The organism is Streptomyces sp. NBC_00654 (genome assembly GCF_026341775.1).
GTDB lineage: Bacteria > Actinomycetota > Actinomycetes > Streptomycetales > Streptomycetaceae > Streptomyces.
Map to the genome: position 1 here is coordinate 1,956,935 of NZ_JAPEOB010000001.1, position 20,151 is coordinate 1,977,085.

The following is a 20,151-nucleotide window of genomic DNA, read 5'->3' on the forward strand; positions in this document are numbered from 1 at the left end:
GGGCCTCGCGAAGATTCGGCGTCAGCCGAAAGTCTACCGACGGCCGCCGCCGCCGGGACAGGCTCGCCCCATGCCGAGCGATACCGACACCCCGGCGGGCACACCCCGCGACCAGTCCGCCCCCGAGGTACCGCCCTCGGCTACGCCCCCGGAGCGCGCCGCCCACCCCGACCCGGGCCCCGCGGCGCCGCTCCGGGAGGCCCCTGGCCCGACCGCCCCTGGTCCGACCGCCTCCGGTCCGACCGCCCCCGGCCCGACCGCCTCCGGCCCCACCGCCCCCGGTCCGACCGCCCCTGGCCCGGCCGCCTCCGGTTCGACCGCCTCCGGTTCGACCGCCTCCGGTCCGACCGCCCCTGGTCCGACCGCCTCCGGTCCGACCGCCCCCGGCCCGACCGCCCCCGGCCCCACCGCCTCCGGTCCGGCCGCCCCCGGTCCGACCGCCCCCGGCCCCACCGCCCCGGCACCCGGACGCGGCTACCGGTCCGTGTTCGCCGTGCGGGAGTTCCGGGCCGTCTTCGGCGCGCACCTCCTCTCGCTCCTCGGCGTCACGGTCAGCGAGCTGGCCCTCACCGTGCTCGTCTACAGCCTCACCGGCTCGCCCCTGCTCAGCGCCCTCACCTTCGCGCTCGGCTTCCTCCCGTACCTCGTGGGCGGCACCCTCTTCGCCGGGGTCGCCGACCGCTACCCGGCCCGCCGGGTCCTCGTCACCTGCGACCTGATCTGCGCCGCCTGCGTCGCCGTGATGGTCCTGCCCGGCACCCCCGTGGCAGGACTGCTGGCCCTGCGCTGTCTGGTCGCCGCGGTGGCGCCCGTGTTCACCGGGACCCGGATGGCCGCCCTCACCGACGTCCTCGGCGACGGGGACCTCTTCGTGCTGGGCCGCTCGCTGCTGCGGATCGTCTCGCAGAGCGCGGCCCTCATCGGCTTCGGCGCGGGCGGACTCCTGCTCGCGGTGGTGTCCCCGCGCGGGGCGATCACGATCACCGTCGGTACGTTCCTCTGCTCGGCGCTGCTGCTCCGCTTCGGCACCCGCGCCCGGCCCGCCCGGAGCGGCGGGGGCGGCGCGCTGCTCAAGGAGTCGCTGGCCGGGGCCCGTACCGTGCTCGGCGACCGCAGGATCCGGGCGCTGATGCTGCTCTTCTGGGTGCCCGCCCTGTTCGTCGTCGCCCCGGAGGCCCTCGCCGCCCCGTACGCGGACGCGATCGGCGCGGGGCCGGCCGCCCTCGGGCTGATGATGTGCGCGATGGCGGTCGGACACATCGGGGCCGAGCTGTACGCGGGCACCGCGCTCGGCCCCCGTACCCGGTCCAGGATCGTGCTGCCGGTCGCCGCGGCCGGGCTGCTGCCGCTGCTCGTGTACGCGGTCCGCCCCGGCGTGCCCCTGACCGTGGTGGCCCTCGCGCTGGCCGGGGCGGGCTCGGCGTACATCATCGGGCTCGACCAGTGGTTCGTCGACGCCGTCCCGCCGGAACTGCGCGGCCGGGCCATGACCCTGCTCACCGCCGGGCTGATGACGGGCCAGGGCATCGGCATGGCGCTGGCCGGGCTGGCCGCCGAGTTCTTCCCCGTGCACCAGGTGGTGACCGGGGCCGGGATCATCGGAACCGTGTGCACGCTCCTGCTGGTCGCCGAGGTCCGCGGAACCGCCCCCGTACCGGTCCCCGGTACCGAAGTGCGAGACACTGCTGACCGGCATATGACCAGTCGGTAAGGTCGGTGCCGTGCCGAAGCCGCTCAGCCTTCCCTTCGATCCCATCGCCCGTGCCGAAGAGCTCTGGCACCAGCGCTGGGGACCCATGCCCGCGATGGGGGCGATCACCTCGATCATGCGGGCCCAGCAGATCCTGCTCGCCGAGGTCGACGCGGTCGTCAAGCCGTACGGGCTGACCTTCGCCCGGTACGAGGCGCTGGTGCTGCTCACCTTCTCCAAGGCGGGCGAGCTGCCGATGTCCAAGATCGGCGAGCGGCTGATGGTGCACCCCACCTCCGTGACCAACACCGTCGACCGGCTGGTGAGGTCCGGGCTGGTCGGCAAGCGCCCCAACCCGAACGACGGGCGGGGCACCCTCGCCTCCATCACCGCCAAGGGCCGTGAGGTGGTCGAGAAGGCCACCCGGGACCTGGTGGCGATGGACTTCGGACTCGGGGCGTACGACTCCGAGGAGTGCGCCGAGATCTTCGCCATGCTGCGCCCGTTGCGGGTCGCCGCACACGATTTCGAGGAGCAGTAGTCCACGCGTGCTGCGGGACGGGGCGCTGCAAGATCGCCCCGGCGGTCCGGCTACGCTCGATGCCATGAAACGCAGCGTGCTGACCCGCTATCGGGTGATGGCATACGTCACCGCCGTCATGTTGTTGATCCTCTGCCTGTGCATGGTCTTCAAGTACGGATTCGACACCGGTGAGGGCGTCACCCTCGTGGTCTCGCAGATCCATGGCGTGCTCTACATCATCTACCTGATCTTCGCCTTCGACCTCGGCTCCAAGGCGAAGTGGCCGGTCGGGAAACTGCTCTGGGTGCTGATCTCCGGCACGATCCCGACGGCGGCGTTCTTCGTGGAACGCAACGTCGTCCGCGAGGTCGAGCCGCTGATCACGGACAGCTCCCCGGTGACCGCGAAGGCCTGAGCGGCGCCCGTCACCGGCACCGGACCGCACCGCCCGCACCACCCCGAACCGCCCCGTGCGAAAGCGCCGGGCGGTTTGCCATCGACATTTACTAGGACGTCCTAGTAAATTTGAGGTATGGACGCTGACGCGATCGAGGAAGGCCGCCACCGCTGGCAGGCCCGTTACGACAAGGCCCGCAAGCGCGACGCGGACTTCACCACGCTGTCCGGGGACCCGGTGGAGCCCGTGTACGGGCCCCGCCCCGGTGACACGTACGAGGGATTCGAGCGGATCGGCTGGCCCGGCGAGTACCCCTTCACCCGGGGGCTCCACCCCACCGGCTACCGGGGCCGTACCTGGACCATCCGCCAGTTCGCCGGCTTCGGCAACGCCGAGCAGACCAATGAGCGCTACAAGACGATCCTGGCCAACGGCGGCGGCGGACTCAGCGTCGCGTTCGACATGCCGACGCTCATGGGCCGCGACTCCGACGACCCCCGCGCGCTCGGCGAGGTCGGGCACTGCGGCGTCGCCATCGACTCCGCCGCCGACATGGAGGTCCTCTTCAAGGACATCCCGCTCGGCGATGTCACCACCTCGATGACGATCAGCGGCCCCGCCGTCCCCGTCTTCTGCATGTACCTGGTCGCCGCCGAGCGTCAGGGCGTCGACCCGGGTGTGCTCAACGGCACGCTCCAGACCGACATCTTCAAGGAGTACATCGCGCAGAAGGAGTGGCTCTTCCAGCCCGAGCCCCATCTGCGCCTCATCGGCGACCTGATGGAGCACTGCGCCCGCGACATCCCCGCCTACAAGCCGCTCTCCGTCTCCGGCTACCACATCCGCGAGGCCGGGGCGACGGCCGCGCAGGAGCTGGCGTACACCCTGGCCGACGGCTTCGGATACGTGGAGCTCGGCCTCTCCCGCGGGCTCGATGTCGACACCTTCGCCCCCGGGCTCTCCTTCTTCTTCGACGCGCACCTCGACTTCTTCGAGGAGATCGCCAAGTTCCGTGCCGCGCGCCGGATCTGGGCCCGCTGGATGAAGGAGACGTACGGCGCGAAGACCGACAAGGCGCAGTGGCTGCGCTTCCACACCCAGACCGCCGGGGTCTCCCTCACCGCCCAGCAGCCGTACAACAACGTCGTGCGCACCGCCGTCGAGGCGCTCTCCGCCGTCCTCGGCGGCACCAACTCGCTGCACACCAACGCCCTCGACGAGACCCTCGCCCTCCCCTCCGAGCAGGCGGCCGAGATCGCCCTGCGCACCCAGCAGGTGCTGATGGAGGAGACCGGCGTCGCCAATGTCGCCGACCCGCTGGGCGGTTCCTGGTACGTCGAGCAGCTCACCGACCGGATCGAGGCCGACGCCGAGAAGATCTTCGACCAGATCAAGGAGCGCGGCACCCGGGCCCACCCGGACGGACAGCACCCGATCGGGCCGATCACCTCCGGCATCCTGCGCGGCATCGAGGACGGCTGGTTCACCGGGGAGATCGCCGAGTCCGCCTTCCAGTACCAGCAGTCGCTGGAGAAGGGCGACAAGCGGGTCGTCGGCGTCAACGTCCACCACGGATCGGTCACCGGCGACCTGGAGATCCTCCGCGTCAGCCACGAGGTCGAGCGCGAGCAGGTGCGCCAGCTCGGCGGCCGCAAGGGAGCCCGCGACGACGCGAGGGTGAGTGCCGCGCTGGACGCGATGCTGGCCGCCGCCCGCGACGGCTCGAACATGATCGCGCCGATGCTGGACGCCGTACGGGCCGAGGCGACGCTCGGCGAGATCTGCGGGGTCCTGCGCGAGGAGTGGGGCACCTACACGGAGCCGCCGGGCTTCTGAGACCGCCGAAAGCCGTACGGGGGCGGGGCCGGGCCGTCCGGGGCCGCCCGCTCCCGTACGCGTCACCGGGCCCGGCCGGCCACTACCAGGTCTGGGCGCCGGCCAGTCCCAGCAGCAGCAGCGAGGTGAAGCTGTCCGCCCACTCGGCGTCCACCGGCTCGGCGCTCACCAGTGTCCGGTGCACCACGGCGCCCGCGATCACGTCGAAGATCAGGTCCGCGTTGCGGGCGGCGGAGGCGGCGTCGTTCTCGTAACTCAGCTCGCCGCGGGCCTGCGCGCGTTCCCGCCCGAGGATCACGAGCCGCTTCTGCCGGTCGACGATCGCCGATCTGATGCGCTCGCGCAGCAGCTCGTCCCGGGTCGACTCGGCGACCACCGCCATCAGCGCGGTCCTGGTCTCGGGCCGCTCCAGCAGCGCCGCGAACTGGAGCACCACGCCCCGCACATCGGCCGCGAGGCTGCCCCGGTCCGGGAGTTCCAGCTCGTCGAAGAGGACCGCCACCGCGTCCACGACCAGTTCGTTCTTGCCCGCCCAGCGCCGGTAGAGGGTCGTCTTGGCGACCCCCGCCCGGCTCGCCACATCACCCATCGTCAGTTTCGACCAGCCGAGGTCGACCAGGGACTCCCGCGTCGCCTCAAGGATCGCGGCATCGGCCGCGGTACTGCGCGGGCGTCCTGTTCGTGGGGGTTCGGGGTCGCCGTGGCTCAGCATGCGGCGACCATACCGGTGAGTAGGGAAAGGGGCCGGGCCCGGTACCCGTGAGACAGATCACCGGTACCTCCTGTCCGGGAGGGGCACCTGACAGTTACGCTACGGGTCGTAGCGTAAGGAAGGCGGTCCCGCCGTCCGCGCGCCACGAACGAGCGACAGCCACAGGCGCCGGGTGGGGACCCGGCAGCCGCACCGGGCCTTTCAGGGGCCCACCGGGTCTTCAGGGGCCCACCGGGCCCGACAAGGCCCGACCGGGGTCTTCTCTGGGCCCCGGGCACCGCGTCCGTCCGCCCGCCCCGCACTCCGGCCGGGGCGGCCGAGCGGACCGGTTCACGTATCGCTTTCCGGAACGGTGTGCTCAGGGGGGAGGATGTACGTATGCAGCCTAGGAACATGTCCATGAGCGGCGTCGTCGACCTCGCCGCTGTCAAGGCGGCCGGCGAGGCCAAGGTGAAGGCGGAGCAGGCCCGCGCGGAGGCCGCCCGCAAGGGAGGCACCGGCGCCGTGGCGCCCGCGGCCCTGGTGATCGATGTCGATGAGGCCGGCTTCGAGCACGATGTCCTCCAGCGCTCCGCCGAGGTCCCGGTCGTCATCGACTTCTGGGCCGAGTGGTGCGAGCCGTGCAAGCAGCTGGGTCCGCTCCTGGAGCGCCTGGCCGTCGAGTACAACGGCCGCTTCCTGCTGGCCAAGGTCGATGTCGACGCCAACCAGATGCTGATGCAGCAGTTCGGGATCCAGGGCATCCCCGCGGTCTTCGCCGTGGTCGCCGGGCAGGCCCTCCCGCTCTTCCAGGGCGCGGCCCCCGAGGCCCAGATCCGGGAGACGCTGGACCAGCTGATCCAGGTCGGCGAGGAGCGGTTCGGTCTCACCGGAATCCCCGTCGACCCGAACGCCGCCGAGGCGGGCGAGGGGGAGCCTGCCGAGGTGCCCGCCGGGCCGTACGACGCACTGCTGGAGGCGGCCGCGCAGGCGCTGGACGCCAATGACTTCGGCGGCGCGGTCCAGGCGTACAAGAACGTCCTCGTCGACGACCCGGGCAACCCGGAGGCCAAGCTCGGCCTCGCGCAGGCCGAACTGCTGGCCCGCGTCCAGAACATGGACCCGCAGCAGGTGCGCAAGGACGCCGCCGACGACCCGTCCGACGTGGCGGCCCAGATCGCCGCCGCGGACCTGGATCTGGTCGGCGGTCATGTCGAGGACGCCTTCGGGCGGCTCGTCGAGGCGGTCCGCCGGAATGTCGGTGACGACCGGGACGCGGCGCGGGTGCGGCTGCTGGAGCTCTTCGAGGTGATCGGCCCCGAGGACCCGCGGGTCAGCACCGCGCGGACCGCGCTGGCGCGGGTCTTGTTCTGATGTGACAACACGGCCGCGGTACCCGTCGGGTACCGCGGCCTTTTTCGCGCGCGGACGATAAGAGACGCCTCCGCTTTACCAAATCTTGATAAAAGTACGTGCTGTTACTCGCAGTAAATCGGTCTCAGTGTTCTGTCCGGTTCGGTACCCGATTCCCACCATTCATTCGCCCCTTTCGTGACACCCTGTGTGGCCGCGCGATGGCCATGGGTCGCGCCTCGGTTATCGGGCCGTTACTAGTGAGTAACGAGCCCCCTTGTGCCCCGGGCGCGAATGCACCACGATCGGCCACGCTCGGTCCAATACCTGCGTCCCGGTCTCCAGCCGGTGCCGGAGGGCCTGTTGGGTCCCCACCGGGTCGGCCGGCGGCTGTGACGCCGGCTGCGGACAGGGGGGTTCCTGCTGACCGGCAGGGCCTGTCCGACCGGTCGCGCAGAACGCGCGGCCAGTGGTTGTCGCTCGGGGGTGATCGCCGGTGAATCGGATGCGGTACGCGCCTCCGGTACGGGCGCTCTCCTTCCCGAGGACGTAGCACTTCTCCCATCCCAGGACGGGCACGATGCTCATCCGGAGATGTACGTCCGAGAAGGAGGAAATTTATGAGTTCCCAAGTTCGTGGTGGGACGAGATGGAAGCGCTTCGCTCTGGTCATGGTGCCGAGCGTCGTCGCGACCGCGGCTGTGGGTGTCGGCCTCGCGCAGGGCGCGCTCGCCGCGTCGTTCAGCGTGTCCGGCCAGAGCTTCAAGGTCAGTACGGACAGGCTCGTCGGTGAGAACTTCGTCCAGTACGGCAGCGTCGCTGTCGGCAAGGACCTTGAGGGCAAGGCGGCGGCGCACCCCGTCGCGGTGTCGGGCTTCAGCAAGGCCACGATCACCAACATGTGCCAGTCGGTGGTCACGCCGAACCTGCCCTTCGGTCTCGGCAGCGTCAGCCTGGAGCTGAACGCCGGTACGAACCCGAAGAAGCCGGTCAAGGCGACCAACCTGTATCTCGACATCTCGCAGCTCGACGCGGACGCGTACTTCGAGAAGATCGACATCGGGGTGGCGGCGGGTTCCCTCAAGGACCCGGACAACCCGGAGAGCATCGGCATCCAGCCCGGTACTCAGGCCAACCCCAACGGCTTCTCGCAGCGGGCCGACAGGGCTGTCCTGACCGGTGTCGAGCAGACGGCCTGGGCGACCACGGCCGGCACCTTCAAGCTCAGCAACCTGAGCCTGAAGCTGCACAAGGGCGTCAAGGAGTGCTTCTAGCACTCGCCCGGGTGGCCGGAACGCTCCCTGCGGGCCTCCGGCCGCCCACCCTTTCTCTTCTCACAGCAGTACCGGTTCCAGGGAGCTGTTTTCCATGAGCCCCGAGTCCACAGGGCAGAACGAGCACTACCTCACCGTCTTCCGGCGGGGATTCCGTACCTGGCGGGGTAACCGGCCGTTCTGGGCGGGTCTGTTCACCATGGTGGGCGGTGTACCCATCGCCTACTTCCCGTACGCCAACATGCACCTCGGCAATATGACGCTGGCGATGTCCACCACCGCCGGCGCCGGATCCCTCATCATCGGGATCCTGCTGATCACGCTGGGTATGACGATGTGGTTCCACCACATCGTCCGGGTGTTCGCCGGCGTCGCCGCGATCCTGCTGGCGCTGATCTCCATACCGGTCGCCAACATCGGCGGATTCCTGATCGGCTTCCTCTTCTCCCTGCTGGGCGGAGCGCTGTCCATCTCCTGGGCTCCGGGCGAGCCGGCGAAGGACGGGGCCGCACCCGGCGAGGACGCCGCCGCGAGCGGGGCGTTCGAGGCGCAGCGGCAGGAGGAAGCGTTCCACGGCGCGGCCGTTCCCCAGCAGCAGGGCGGGTACGACACATCGGCCGAGGCCGATGGCGGGAGGCATCATGCGGGGTGACGACGGACAGCGGATCGACTCCGCCACGGGCGAGGAACTCCGCGAGCGAAGAGGACCGCGTCACGCGGCCCCCAAGAAGTCGCTGCTGACCAAGCTGCACATGCCCAGCGGCAAGAAGGCGTTCGCGCTCGCCGCGATGCCCACGGCGGTCTTCGTGGGCATGGGCCTGACGCCCAAGCTGGCACTGGCCGACGACCACACGGACATCCCGTTCGCCCCCGGCCCGTGCGTGACCCGGTCCGACGAGCCGAGCGAGTCCGAGTCGCCGAAGGCCACACCGTCCCCGTCGGCCACGTCCACGGACGGGGCGGGCAAGGGCGAGGAGGCGGGCGAGGAGCCGGGCAAGGACGGCACCACGTCCCCGAAGCCCTCGGCCAGTTCCCCGGCGGGCGCGAGCCCGGCGGGCGACACGGCGAAGGAGAAGTCCGCCGCGACCGCCGCCCCCACACCGACGCCCACCACGTCGAAGAACCCGCTCGACCCGCTCGGTGTCGGCGACGCCCTCCGGGACCTCTTCGACGGCCCGGACGAGGAGACGGCGAGCCCGTCCCCGAGTGCCACCACCGAGACCCCGAAGCCGTCGGAGTCCGCCACCGACAAGCCCGCCGACAAGGCCGGGGACCAGGTGAAGGACGGGGCGAAGGGAACGGCCGACAAGACCGCGGACGCCATCCGCGACGCGGCGGACCGGGCGGGCAAGGACGTCGAGGAACTCGACGAGGACGTCAAGGGACTCGACCCCAAGAAGGACGAGGACATCCCGGACGGCGCCAAGCCGCGCTTCCCGTGCCCCACCGCCGACCCCGACGCGCTCGCCGCGGCCGACCTGGAGCAGGGCCTGCCGCTGCTTCCGACCGACCCGTGGATCCTGGAATCGTCGCTCCTCACGCTCAACGGCCTCGACTACAAGGGCATCGTCGAGGTACGGAAGGCGGACGGCAGCATCAAGAAGGTGCTGAAGTTCACCGCGAGTTCGATCGACATCAAGGATCTCCACCAGCTGACGACCGGCCCGGTGCCCGGCACCACGGGCCATGTGAAGTCACGTCCGGGGTCCACGTCGACGATCCGCGACGGCACGGTGACGATGTACACGGAGGAGCTGAAGGGCAATCTCTTCGGCCTCATCCCGATCACGTTCAACCCGCAGACCCCGCCGCCGCTGAACGTACCCTTCGCCTTCTTCACCAAGGTGAAGGTGGTTCAGGCCGGCCAGTTCGGCGGCTCGCTCACGGTGCCGGGTCTGGAGAACTTCTACACCGGCGGCAACGGCTGACCGCCCACCGGCCCGTACGGGAGCCGCACAACGGCTGTGGCCCGCACCCCTGGACGACGGGGTGCGGGCCACAGCCGGCTGTCACGCGGACAGGGATCAGTCGCGCTCGCCGCCGCCCAGGTGGTGGACCCGGACCATGTTGGTGGTGCCGGGGATGCCGGGGGGCGAGCCGGCCGTGATGACCATCGTGTCGCCGTCGTTGTAGCGGTTCAGCTTCAGCAGCTCCGCGTCGACCAGCTCGACCATGGCGTCGGTGTTGTCCACGTGCGGCACGACATGGGCCTCGACGCCCCAGCTCAGCGAGAGCTGGTTGCGGGTGGACTCGTCCGTGGTGAAGGCCAGGATCGGCTGCGCGACGCGGTAGCGCGAGAGACGGCGGGCCGTGTCACCGGACTTGGTGAAGGCGACCAGGGCCTTGCCGTCCAGGAAGTCCGCGATCTCGCAGGCCGCACGGGCCACCGAACCGCCCTGGGTACGGGGCTTCTTGCCCGGGACCAGCGGCTGGAGGCCCTTGGACAGCAGCTCCTCCTCGGCGGCGACGACGATCTTCGACATCGTCTTCACCGTCTCGATGGGGTACGCGCCGACGGACGACTCCGCGGAGAGCATGACCGCGTCCGCGCCGTCCAGGATGGCGTTGGCGACATCGGACGCCTCGGCGCGGGTCGGCCGCGAGTTGGTGATCATCGACTCCATCATCTGGGTCGCCACGATCACCGGCTTGGCGTTGCGGCGGCACAGCTCGACGAGGCGCTTCTGCACCATCGGGACCTTTTCGAGCGGATACTCGACGGCCAGGTCACCGCGGGCCACCATCACACCGTCGAACGCCATGACGACGCCCTCCATGTGCTCGACGGCCTGCGGCTTCTCCACCTTGGCGATGACGGGGACCCGGCGGCCCTCCTCGTCCATCACCTTGTGGACGTCCTTGACGTCCTCGGCGTCCCGCACGAAGGAGAGCGCCACCAGGTCGCAGCCCATCCGCAGGGCGAAGCGCAGGTCCTCGACGTCCTTCTCGGACAGGGCCGGGACGTTCACCGCCGCGCCGGGCAGGTTGATGCCCTTGTGGTCGGAGATGACACCGCCCTCGATGACGATGGTCCTGACCCGGGGGCCCTCGACCGCGACCACCTTGAGCTCGACGTTGCCGTCGTTGATCAGGATCGGGTCGCCCTTGGCGACGTCGCCGGGCAGACCCTTGTAGGTCGTGCCGCAGATCGACTTGTCGCCGGGGACGTCCTCGGAGGTGATGATGAACTCGTCCCCGCGGACCAGTTCCACGGGACCCTCGGCGAACTTCGCCAGGCGGATCTTCGGGCCCTGGAGGTCGGCGAGCACGCCCACCGCGCGGCCGGTCTCGGCGGCCGCCTTGCGGACCCGGTCGTAACGGCCCCGGTGCTCTTCATGGGTGCCGTGGCTGAAGTTGAAGCGGGCCACGCTCATGCCGGCCTCGATCAGAGCGACGAGCTGCTCATGGGAGTCGACGGCGGGACCGAGGGTGCAGACGATTTTGGAACGGCGCATGAGGCGGATCCTATCGGTTTGTTTCGCTGCGGAATATTCCGTCTGGTGGAAGATACAAAGGGGCGCGGGGGTGCTCAGTTGTCGACCTGTCCGACGCCGTTCGGTCCGATGAGGGCGAAGGTCTGGTTCGCGATCTCCAGCTCCTCGTCCGTCGGCACCACGGCGACGGCCACCCGTGCGTAGTCCGGCGAGATCAGCCGGGGTTCGGCGGACCGTACGGCGTTCAGACCGGCGTCCACCGCCATGCCGAGCTCCGCGAGCGGGGCGATGGCGGCCTCCCGTACGGGGGCCGAGTTCTCCCCGACCCCCGCCGTGAACACCACCGCGTCCACCCGGCCGAGGACCGCCGTATAGGCGCCGATGTACTTCTTCAGACGGTGGATGTAGATGTCGAAGGCCAGCGCGGCCCGTTCGTCGCCCTCGTCGACCCGGCGGCGGATCTCCCGCATGTCGTTGTCGCCGCACAGCCCGACCAGGCCGCTCCTCTTGTTGAGCAGCACATCGATGTCGTCCGCCGACATGCCCGCCACCCGCTTGAGGTGGAAGGTGACGGCCGGATCGATGTCCCCGGAACGCGTACCCATCACCAGCCCCTCCAAGGGGGTCAGCCCCATGGAGGTCTCCACGCACCGCCCGCCCGCCACCGCGGAGGCCGAGGCGCCGTTGCCCAGGTGCAGCACGATGAGGTTGAGGTCCTCCGGCGGGCGGCCCAGCAGCTCCGCCGCCCTGCGCGAGACATACGCGTGCGACGTGCCGTGGAAGCCGTAGCGGCGGATGCGGTGCGCGTCGGCGGTCTCCACATCGATCGCGTACCGCGCCGCGTGCTCCGGCATCGTCGTGTGGAACGCCGTGTCGAAGACCGCCACCTGCGGCAGATCGGGGCGCAGCGCCCGCGCCGTACGGATACCGGTGATGTTCGCCGGGTTGTGCAGCGGCGCCACCGGCACCAGCCGCTCGATCTCGGTGAGCACCTCATCGGTGATCACCGTCGGCTCGGTGAACCTCAGCCCGCCGTGCACCACCCGGTGGCCGATCGCCGCGAGTTCGGGGGAGTCCAGGCCGAGCCCGTCCGCCGCCAGCTCCTCGGCCGCCGCCTTCAGGGCCGCCTCGTGGTCGGGGATCCGGCCGGCGCGCTCCCGGGGTTCCGCGCCGCCGCCGCCGAGCGGGGTGTGCGCCAGGCGGGAGCTCTCCTCGCCGATCCGCTCGACCAGGCCGACCGCGAGCCGGGAGTGGTCGCGCATGTCGAGGAGCTGGTACTTCACCGACGAGGAGCCGGAGTTGAGGACGAGTACGCGATGGGGTTCCACAGGGGCCGGACCTTCGTCGGTGGGGGTGGTCGTGGGGGACATGGCGTTCACTCCTCGGCCTGCGCCTGGATCGCCGTGATGGCCACCGTGTTGACGATGTCCTGGACGAGCGCGCCGCGCGACAGGTCGTTGACCGGCTTGCGCAGGCCCTGGAGCACCGGGCCGACGGCCACCGCGCCCGCGGAGCGCTGCACGGCCTTGTAGGTGTTGTTGCCGGTGTTCAGGTCCGGGAAGATCAGTACGGTGGCCTGGCCCGCCACCTCGGAGCCGGGCATCTTCGTCGCCGCCACGGACGGCTCGACCGCCGCGTCGTACTGGATCGGGCCCTCGACGCTCAGGTCCGGCCGGGACGCCCGTACCCGCTCCGTCGCCTCCCGCACCTTGTCGACGTCCGCGCCGGAGCCCGAGGTGCCCGTCGAGTACGACAGCATCGCGATCCGCGGCGCCACCCCGAACCGGGCGGCGGTCGCCGCCGACTGCACGGCGATGTCCGCGAGCTGCTCCGCGTCGGGGTCCGGATTGACCGCGCAGTCGCCGTACACGAGCACCTTGTCGGCCAGGCACATGAAGAAGACGGAGGAGACGATCGAGGCGTCCGGCTTGGTCCTCCCATCGCCCGCCACCGCCCTGCCTGACGAGCTTCGCTCGGCCCCCTTCGTTCTGATGATCTCGAAGGCCGGGCGGATCGTCGCCGCGGTGGAGTGCACCGAACCGGAGACCATCCCGTCGGCCAGGCCCTCCTGGACCATCAGGGTGCCGAAGTAGTTCACATCGGCGACGACGTCGTACGCCAGCTCCACCGTCACCCCGCGGTGCGCGCGCAGCGCCGCGTACCGTTCCGCGAAGCTCTGGCGCAGTTCCGAGGTCTGCGGGTCGATGAGCTGTGTCCCGGCGAGATCGATGCCGAGGTCCGCGGCCTTCTTGCGGATCACGTCGACATCGCCGAGGAGGGTCAGCTCGCAGACGTCGCGGCGCAGCAGCACATCGGTGGCGCGCAGTACGCGCTCCTCGGTGCCCTCGGGCAGCACCACCCGGCGCCGGTCCGCGCGGGCCTGCTCCAGCAGTTCGTGCTCGAACATCATCGGTGTCACCCGGCCGCTGCGCGCCACCGAGATCCGGTCCAGGAGCCCGGCGGTGTCCACATGGCGTTCGAAGAGGCCGAGCGCGGTCTCCGCCTTCCGGGGCGTGGCCGCGTTCAACTTTCCTTCCAGCGCGAAGAGTTTCCCGGCTGTCGGGAAGGAGCCGTCGGCCACCGAGACGACCGGGGTGCCCGGTGCCAGCCGTGCGGCCAGCGTGAGTATCTCCTCGCCGGGCTGCTCGTCCAGGGTCAGCAGTACGCCCGCGATGGGCGGGGTGCCCGCGCTGTGCGCGGCCAGCGAGCCCACCACCAGGTCCGCCCGGTCCCCGGGGGTGACGACCAGGCAGCCCGGGGTCAGCGCGTTGAGCAGGTTCGGCAGCATCGCGCCGCCGAAGACGAAGTCCAGCGCGTCCCTGGCCAGGCCCGCGTCGTCGCCGAGCAGCACCGTGCCGTCCAGCGCGGCGGAGATCTGGGAGACGGTGGGCGCCGAGAGCGCCGGATCGTCCGGGAGCACCGAGACCGGGACGGGCAGCCGGGCCGCGAGCCGTTCGGCGATGATCTCGCGGTCCTCGGACGCGACCCGGTTCACCACCATCGACAGGACGTCGCAGCCGAGCCCGGCGTACGCGCGGTAGGCGTTGCGGGTCTCGGACCGCACGGACTCCGCGGTCTGCCCCTTGCCCCCGACCACCGCGATCACCGAGGCGCCGAACTCGTTGGCCAGACGGGCGTTGAGCGCCAGTTCGTCGGGCAGCTGGGTGGCGGCGAAGTCGCTGCCGAGGACCAGCACCACCTCGTACTCCCGGGCCACCCGGTGGAAGCCCTCGACGAGCCGGGAGACCAGTTCGTCGGTACCCTGTTCCGCCTGGATCGCCGAGGCCTCGTGGTAGTCCAGGCCATAGACGTCGGCGGGGCTCTGGGAGAGCCGGTAGCGGGCCCGCAGCAGCTCGAAGAGCCGGTCGGGACCGTCATGGACCAGCGGGCGGAAGACCCCGACCCGGTCCACCTGACGCGTCAGAAGCTCCATGACTCCCAGCTCGACGACCTGACGGCCGTCTCCCCGGTCGATCCCGGTCACGTACACGCTGCGCGCCACGCGTGCTCTCCCGTCCTTATTGGGCAGATTTGGCTGGCATTGCCTCTTGACGATACCTGCGCGGGCGACTACGCCGCCCGCCGGAGTGACCCATTCTCGGGGCCCGGACCGGGGTCCGGGCCGAGGGGTGCCCGAAGGACGGGTCAGAGGTCCCGCGCCACCCGGACACAAGGTCCCGGGGCGGCGGGACGTCCGGCCCCGTCCGCCGCGGGCCTTCGCCCCCGGTTGTCCCGTCGTGCGCCCACTGGAGTAGCCGAAAGCGCGGGGGCCGGACCCGGCGTGGGACAATCGTCACGGCTCACGGTACGGGGGATTCATCGGCTGGCCCCCGAACAGCGCGGCACTAGCGAGCAGGAGACACAGCACGATGCGCATCGGAATTCTCACCGCAGGCGGCGACTGCCCAGGCCTGAACGCAGTGATCCGGTCGGTCGTGCACCGCGCCGTCGTGGGTCACGGCGATGAAGTCATCGGATTCGAGGACGGGTTCAAGGGCCTGCTCGACGGCCACTTCCGGCCGCTCGACCTCAACGCGGTCAGCGGCATCCTGGCCCGCGGCGGCACCATCCTCGGATCGGCCCGGCTGGAGCGCGACCGGCTGCGCGAAGCCGCCGAGAACTGCGACGAGCTGAGCCGCCGTTACGGCATCGACGCACTCATCCCGATCGGCGGCGAGGGCACGCTCACCGCGGCCCGGATGCTGTCCGACGCGGGCATGCCGGTCGTCGGCGTACCGAAGACCATCGACAACGACATCTCCGCCACCGACCGCACCTTCGGCTTCGACACCGCGGTGGGCGTCGCCACCGAGGCCATAGACCGGCTCAAGACCACCGCCGAATCGCACCAGCGCGTCATGGTCGTCGAGGTGATGGGCCGGCACGCGGGCTGGATCGCGCTGGAGTCCGGAATGGCGGGCGGTGCGCACGGCATCTGTCTGCCCGAGCGGCCGTTCCAGGTCGACGATCTGGTCAAGATGGTCGAGGAGCGCTTCGCCCGCGGCAAGAAGTTCGCCGTCATCTGTGTCGCCGAGGGCGCGCACCCGGCCGAGGGCACCATGCCGTACGCCAAGGGCGAGATCGACCAGTACGGCCACGAGCGTTTCCAGGGCATCGGCAACCGCCTCGCCGTCGAGCTGGAGTCCCGGCTCGGCAAGGAGGCTCGACCGGTCATTCTCGGCCATGTCCAGCGCGGCGGCACGCCGACCGCGTACGACCGGGTGCTCGCGACCCGGTTCGGCTGGAACGCGGTCGAGGCCGCGCACCGCGGCGAATTCGGCCGGATGACGGCCTTGCGTGGAAACGCGATCGAGATGGTGCCGCTCGCCGACGCGGTCACCCGGCTGAAGACGGTGCCCGCGGACCGGATGTACGAGGCCGAGTCGGTCTTCTGACCGTTTCCGTGCCCGTGCTCCGGCCCGGGGCAGCACCAGCGGCCCTGACCGTCCCCCCTGGACGGTCGGGGCCGGAGCCCCGATCAGGGACCGGAGTGGCGCTGCACACCCGCCGTCCGCCAGAACTGGTCGACGGCCCGTGCCAGGAACGCACGCCCCGCGTCCCCCGTGGCTTCCGACCGTTCCTCACCGGTACTGCTCCAGCTCAGCGTCGACACCATCAGCGACCGGTAGTCGGCGTGCAGCTGCTCCAGCACGTCCTGGACCAGGCGCCGGTCCAGCGGGACGAGCTTGGACACCGGGCGCACATACGCCTGCCAGCGCGTCGTCAGAGCACTGCGCAGCAGCGCCGCCAGTTCCTCGTCCCGGCCCGCCGCCGTGAGGAACTGCGCCGCCGACAGGCCCAGCACCTCGCGCAGCGCGGCGGACTGCCGCTCGTTGCCCCGCCAGGGGCCCGACTCCTCCATCCGCAGATACGCCGACGCGGTCATCCCGACCTGCCGGGCCAGGTCGTCCACCGAGAGGTCCCGGGTCATCCGGTGCTCCCGCAACGTGGAGGCCGCGGCCAGCAGTTCGCCCGGTGCGCACCACAACACCCCGGCGAGCGCCGTGAGTTCCCGCTCGGACGGCGTCTCCGCTCCGCGCTCCCAGGCGATCACCGTCTCGGCGCTGACGCGGAGCCCGTACTGCGCGGCGAGACCGTAGGCGACATGGCCGGGTGCCATCCCCAGAGCCTCGCGGAGTCGGCGCGCGGCGGGGGAACTGAAGGGCGGGGTGGGGTGCACGGCCCCACCGTAGAAGTCGGGAACGGGCCTGGCTACGGTACGTTCCGCCCAGAACATGCTTCGTAGGAACCTCCTAGGGCGAATCGGGCCTGTTCGAGACCCCCCGGAACCCCCGGCCGCCCCTCACCCCTTGACCGCGCCGCCCAGTGCGAACCCGCCGCCCAGTCTGCGCGAGATCAGGAGGTACAGAAGCAGTACGGGGGTGGAGTACAGGATCGAGAACGCCGCCAGCTGCCCGTAGATCACCGAGCCGTGGTTGCCGAAGAACGTGAAGATCGAGACGGACGCGGGCAACTGCTCGGGAGAGAGCAGCAGCATGAAGGGGACGAAGAAGTTCCCCCAGAGCATGATGAAGGTGTAGATCGTCACCACCCCCACGCCCGGCCCCATCAGCGGCAGCACCACCCGCCACAGCGCCTGGGGCACGGATGCCCCGTCGGTCCAGGCCGCCTCCTCCAGGACCCTCGGTACGCCGTCCATGAAGTTCTTCATCAGCCAGATGGCGAACGGCAGTTGGGACGTGGCGAGGAACAGCGCCGTGCCGTGCGTCGTGTCGATCAGGTCCACCTGGACGAAGAGCCCGTACACCGGGACCATGACCGCGGTGATCGGCAGACACGTCGTGAACAGGACGGTCAGCAGGAACGGCCGGTTGAAGCGGGAGCGGTGGCGGGAGAGCGGGTACGCCGCGAGCACCGCGCACACCACCGTCAGCAGGGTCGCACCGCCGCACAGCAGCAGGCTGTTGAGCATCGGTGTGAAGGTGATCTCGTCGGTGAGCACCGCCTCGAAGTTGGCCGTCGTCGGCGATTTCGGGGGCCGCACCCGCAGGTTCGCCCCGCTGTCCAGCGAGGCGAACAGCAGCCACAGCAGCGGCAGCGCGAAGGACGCGCCCACCAGCAGCAGCGCCCCGTCGGCCGCGAGCCGGGCCCGGGTACGGCGGGCCGTCATCACACCTCCACCTTCATCAGCCGCAGATAGACGACGGAGAACAGCGCCCCGACCAGGAGCAGCAGCAGGGCGACCGCCGTCCCGTAGCCGATCAGGCTGTTGACGAACGCCTGGTCGTACATGAACACCGGGAGGGTCTGGCTGCGATTGCCCGGTCCACCCCTGGTCATGGCCCAGATCAGCCCGAAGACGGAGAGCGTGGAGAGGGTGTTCAGCATCAGATTGGTGCCGATGGAACGGCGGATCATCGGCAGCGTGACATGCCAGAGCCTGCGCGGCCCGCTCGCCCCGTCGACCGCGGCGGCCTCCCCGATCTCCTGCGGGATCCCGGAGAGCGCCGCCGAGTAGATCAGCATCGAGAACGCCGTGCCGCGCCACACGTTCGCGAAGGACACGGCCAGGATGGGCAGCGTGAACAGCCAGTTCTGGGACGGCAGATGGAGCCAGCCCAGGATCATGTTCAGAGTGCCCTCGCGGCGGAAGAACGCGTACAGCAGGAACGCCGCCACGATCTCCGGCAGCACCCAGGACGCGATGACGAGCGCCCCCGTCACCGTACGGACGGGACGGGACGCGGCCCGCATCAGTCCGGCCAGTGCCAGGCCCAGCGTGTTCTGGCCGACGATCGAGGACAGGAAGGTGAAGACGAGGGTGAGCAGGACGGCGTTGCGGAAGTCGCCGTCGGCGAACGCCCGGCGGAAGTTGTCGAAGCCGACGAAGGAGGAGCCGGACGCGCCGGTGAGCTGGGTGTCGGTGAACGCGATCCATACGCAGTAGCCGATCGGCCCGGCGAGGAAGAGCAGCAGCAGTACCGTGGCGGGGGCGAGGGGCAGCCACCGCACCACCCGCCGGTGTGCGCCGGTGCCATCCGTGCCCGGCCGCCCCCGCCGAGGACCCGCGCCGCCCGCCGTGCCGCGCGCCCCGTCGCCCGGCCCGGTCCCGCTCACCCGCCGACGACCGCGTCGCCGACGATCGTCCTCAGCTGCTCGTCGTACTCCTTCGCCGCCGACTCGGGCGAGCCGTCCCCCGTCGTCACCTTCTCCATCGCCTCGCCGATCGCCGTCGACACCTGCGGATAGACGGGCAGCGCCGGACGGTAGTGGGTGTGACCGACCAGTGCGGTGAAGAACGTGATGCCCGGCATGGACTTCAGATACTCCGGGTCCCGGGCCACGTCCTCCCGGACGGCGATCTGCGCACCCACCACATCCCACCTGACCGCGTTCTCGGCCGTCTGCAGCGTCTTGATGAACTCCCAGGCCAGGTCGGGGTTCTTCGCCTTCCGCGGGATGGCCCAGGCCCAGCCGCCGGACATCGACACCTTCCCGGGCGCCCGGCCGTGCTGCGTCGGCATCGGGGCCTGCCCGAGCGCCGTCTCCCACTCGGGCCACGCCCTCGGCCCGCCGTTGATCCAGTTCTGCCCCATCCAGGAGCCGTCCAGCGAGATCGCGAGCTTCCCCTCGGGGAACCACTCGGTGGCCACCTTGGTGCCGATGTTCGGGTCCAGGGCGTCCGAGGGGTCCGGGCCGAGCTTCTCCCCGTACACCGTCTCCACGAAGGCGAGCGCGTCCTTGAAGCCCTGGCCGCCCGCCACCCACTTCTTGGCCGTCGTGTCGTAGAGGGGGTCCGCGCCCGTCCCGTACAGCAGCATCTCGAAGCCCTGCATCACCGCCGCCTCACCCGGCCCCTTGCCCGTGTACACGTTCAGCGGGATGACGCCGGGGACCTTCTGCTTCACGGTGCGTGCCGCGTCCAGGACCTCGTCCCAGTTCTTCGGCTGCCAGCCGGCCGGCAGCCCCGCCCTCGCGAAGATCTCCTTGTTGAACCAGAGGCCACGGGTGTCGGTGCCGTCGGGGACGCCGTACGTCCGGCCGTCCCGCGCCTTCGCCGCCTCCTTCGCCGTGTCCACGAACCGGTCCCAGCTGTCCCACTTCGCCAGATACGGATCCAGCGGCCGCAGATACCCCGCCTCGATGTCGGAGCTGATCCGGAACGTGTCCTCGTAGACCAGGTCCGGGGCCGTCCTCGGCGAGCGCATCATCTGCTGCGCCTTGGTGGCGTAGTCGTTGTCCGGCGCCTGGATCGGCAGCAACTCGACCTTCTTGCCGGGGTGTTCCTTCTCGAACTGCTCCTTCACGGACTGGAAATGCTCGTCCTTGAAGCGGATCTTGTTGTCCGTGGAGCGGTTGTACGCGACCTTCACGGTGTCCGGGTCACTGCCGGAGCCGGAGGAACAGGCGGTGAGCGAACCGGCGGTGAGCACGGTGGCTGCGGCGGCGAGGATCAGTGGGGCGGTGGGGCGCACGGGCACGACCTCCTCAT

17 protein-coding genes are annotated in these 20,151 nt (G+C 70.5%); 9 read left to right on the forward strand and 8 right to left on the reverse strand.

Annotation, left to right across the window (positions count from 1 at the left end):
• Nucleotides 1-484: 484 nt before the first annotated feature.
• The 4 genes from OHA98_RS08600 (at nucleotide 485) to OHA98_RS08615 (ending at nucleotide 4,446) form a co-directional block, all read left to right on the forward strand.
• Complete coding sequence (locus OHA98_RS08600; RefSeq protein ID WP_266927809.1) at nucleotides 485-1,711, forward strand: MFS transporter; 1,227 nt, start codon at nucleotides 485-487, stop codon at nucleotides 1,709-1,711.
• A gap of 10 nt (nucleotides 1,712-1,721) precedes the next feature.
• Nucleotides 1,722-2,231 (forward strand): MarR family winged helix-turn-helix transcriptional regulator, encoded by a 510-nt coding sequence (locus tag OHA98_RS08605; protein ID WP_266923952.1) that lies wholly within the window; start codon nucleotides 1,722-1,724, stop codon nucleotides 2,229-2,231.
• 64 nt (nucleotides 2,232-2,295) lie between these two features.
• Nucleotides 2,296-2,628, forward strand: a complete 333-nt coding sequence (locus OHA98_RS08610) for a DUF3817 domain-containing protein (protein WP_266923954.1) — start codon at nucleotides 2,296-2,298, stop codon at nucleotides 2,626-2,628.
• A gap of 117 nt (nucleotides 2,629-2,745) precedes the next feature.
• Nucleotides 2,746-4,446, forward strand: a complete 1,701-nt coding sequence (locus OHA98_RS08615) for a methylmalonyl-CoA mutase (protein ID WP_266923955.1) — start codon at nucleotides 2,746-2,748, stop codon at nucleotides 4,444-4,446.
• An 82-nt stretch (nucleotides 4,447-4,528) separates the two neighbouring features.
• On the opposite strand, the gene OHA98_RS08620 is transcribed toward OHA98_RS08615, so the two are convergent.
• Nucleotides 4,529-5,158 (reverse strand): TetR/AcrR family transcriptional regulator, encoded by a 630-nt coding sequence (locus tag OHA98_RS08620; protein WP_266923957.1) that lies wholly within the window; start codon nucleotides 5,156-5,158, stop codon nucleotides 4,529-4,531.
• A gap of 378 nt (nucleotides 5,159-5,536) precedes the next feature.
• Between OHA98_RS08620 and OHA98_RS08625 the strand changes: the two genes are divergently transcribed.
• From OHA98_RS08625 to OHA98_RS08640, 4 genes are all read left to right on the forward strand, one after another.
• Nucleotides 5,537-6,511, forward strand: coding sequence for a tetratricopeptide repeat protein (locus OHA98_RS08625; protein WP_266923959.1), 975 nt, complete (start codon nucleotides 5,537-5,539; stop codon nucleotides 6,509-6,511).
• Between the two features lie 599 nt (nucleotides 6,512-7,110).
• Nucleotides 7,111-7,764, forward strand: a complete 654-nt coding sequence (locus tag OHA98_RS08630; protein ID WP_266923961.1) for a DUF6230 family protein — start codon at nucleotides 7,111-7,113, stop codon at nucleotides 7,762-7,764.
• A gap of 94 nt (nucleotides 7,765-7,858) precedes the next feature.
• Nucleotides 7,859-8,416 (forward strand): DUF6114 domain-containing protein, encoded by a 558-nt coding sequence (locus tag OHA98_RS08635; protein ID WP_266923963.1) that lies wholly within the window; start codon nucleotides 7,859-7,861, stop codon nucleotides 8,414-8,416.
• Nucleotides 8,406-9,692, forward strand: coding sequence for a hypothetical protein (locus OHA98_RS08640; protein WP_266923965.1), 1,287 nt, complete (start codon nucleotides 8,406-8,408; stop codon nucleotides 9,690-9,692). Before OHA98_RS08635 ends, OHA98_RS08640 begins: the two co-directional genes overlap by 11 nt.
• Before the next feature lie 96 nt (nucleotides 9,693-9,788).
• On the opposite strand, the gene pyk is transcribed toward OHA98_RS08640, so the two are convergent.
• From pyk to pta, 3 genes are all read right to left on the reverse strand, one after another.
• Complete coding sequence (pyk, locus tag OHA98_RS08645) at nucleotides 9,789-11,219, reverse strand: pyruvate kinase (RefSeq protein WP_266923967.1); 1,431 nt, start codon at nucleotides 11,217-11,219, stop codon at nucleotides 9,789-9,791.
• 74 nt (nucleotides 11,220-11,293) lie between these two features.
• The gene (locus OHA98_RS08650; protein ID WP_266923969.1) at nucleotides 11,294-12,568 is read right to left on the reverse strand and encodes an acetate kinase; all 1,275 of its coding nucleotides are present in this window, start codon (nucleotides 12,566-12,568) and stop codon (nucleotides 11,294-11,296) included.
• 5 nt (nucleotides 12,569-12,573) lie between these two features.
• On the reverse strand, nucleotides 12,574-14,700 hold the full coding sequence (pta, locus tag OHA98_RS08655) for a phosphate acetyltransferase (RefSeq protein WP_266923971.1): 2,127 nt from the start codon (nucleotides 14,698-14,700) through the stop codon (nucleotides 12,574-12,576).
• Between the two features lie 367 nt (nucleotides 14,701-15,067).
• Here pta and OHA98_RS08660 point away from each other — a divergent pair, with 367 nt between their 5' ends.
• Nucleotides 15,068-16,093, forward strand: coding sequence for an ATP-dependent 6-phosphofructokinase (locus tag OHA98_RS08660; RefSeq protein WP_266923973.1), 1,026 nt, complete (start codon nucleotides 15,068-15,070; stop codon nucleotides 16,091-16,093).
• 83 nt (nucleotides 16,094-16,176) lie between these two features.
• Here OHA98_RS08660 and OHA98_RS08665 read toward each other — a convergent pair whose 3' ends face one another.
• The 4 genes from OHA98_RS08665 to OHA98_RS08680 all read right to left on the reverse strand — a co-directional run bounded on the left by OHA98_RS08665 (nucleotide 16,177) and on the right by OHA98_RS08680 (nucleotide 20,134).
• On the reverse strand, nucleotides 16,177-16,818 hold the full coding sequence (locus tag OHA98_RS08665; protein WP_266927810.1) for a helix-turn-helix transcriptional regulator: 642 nt from the start codon (nucleotides 16,816-16,818) through the stop codon (nucleotides 16,177-16,179).
• A gap of 183 nt (nucleotides 16,819-17,001) precedes the next feature.
• Nucleotides 17,002-17,829 carry a carbohydrate ABC transporter permease gene (locus tag OHA98_RS08670; RefSeq protein WP_266923975.1) on the reverse strand — a complete coding sequence of 276 codons (828 nt, stop codon included), beginning with the start codon at nucleotides 17,827-17,829 and terminating at the stop codon, nucleotides 17,002-17,004.
• Nucleotides 17,829-18,674 (reverse strand): carbohydrate ABC transporter permease, encoded by an 846-nt coding sequence (locus tag OHA98_RS08675; protein ID WP_266927812.1) that lies wholly within the window; start codon nucleotides 18,672-18,674, stop codon nucleotides 17,829-17,831. Before OHA98_RS08675 ends, OHA98_RS08670 begins: the two co-directional genes overlap by 1 nt.
• 98 nt (nucleotides 18,675-18,772) lie before the next feature.
• The gene (locus tag OHA98_RS08680) at nucleotides 18,773-20,134 is read right to left on the reverse strand and encodes an ABC transporter substrate-binding protein (RefSeq protein ID WP_266923977.1); all 1,362 of its coding nucleotides are present in this window, start codon (nucleotides 20,132-20,134) and stop codon (nucleotides 18,773-18,775) included.
• Between the last annotated feature and the right edge of the window lie 17 nt (nucleotides 20,135-20,151).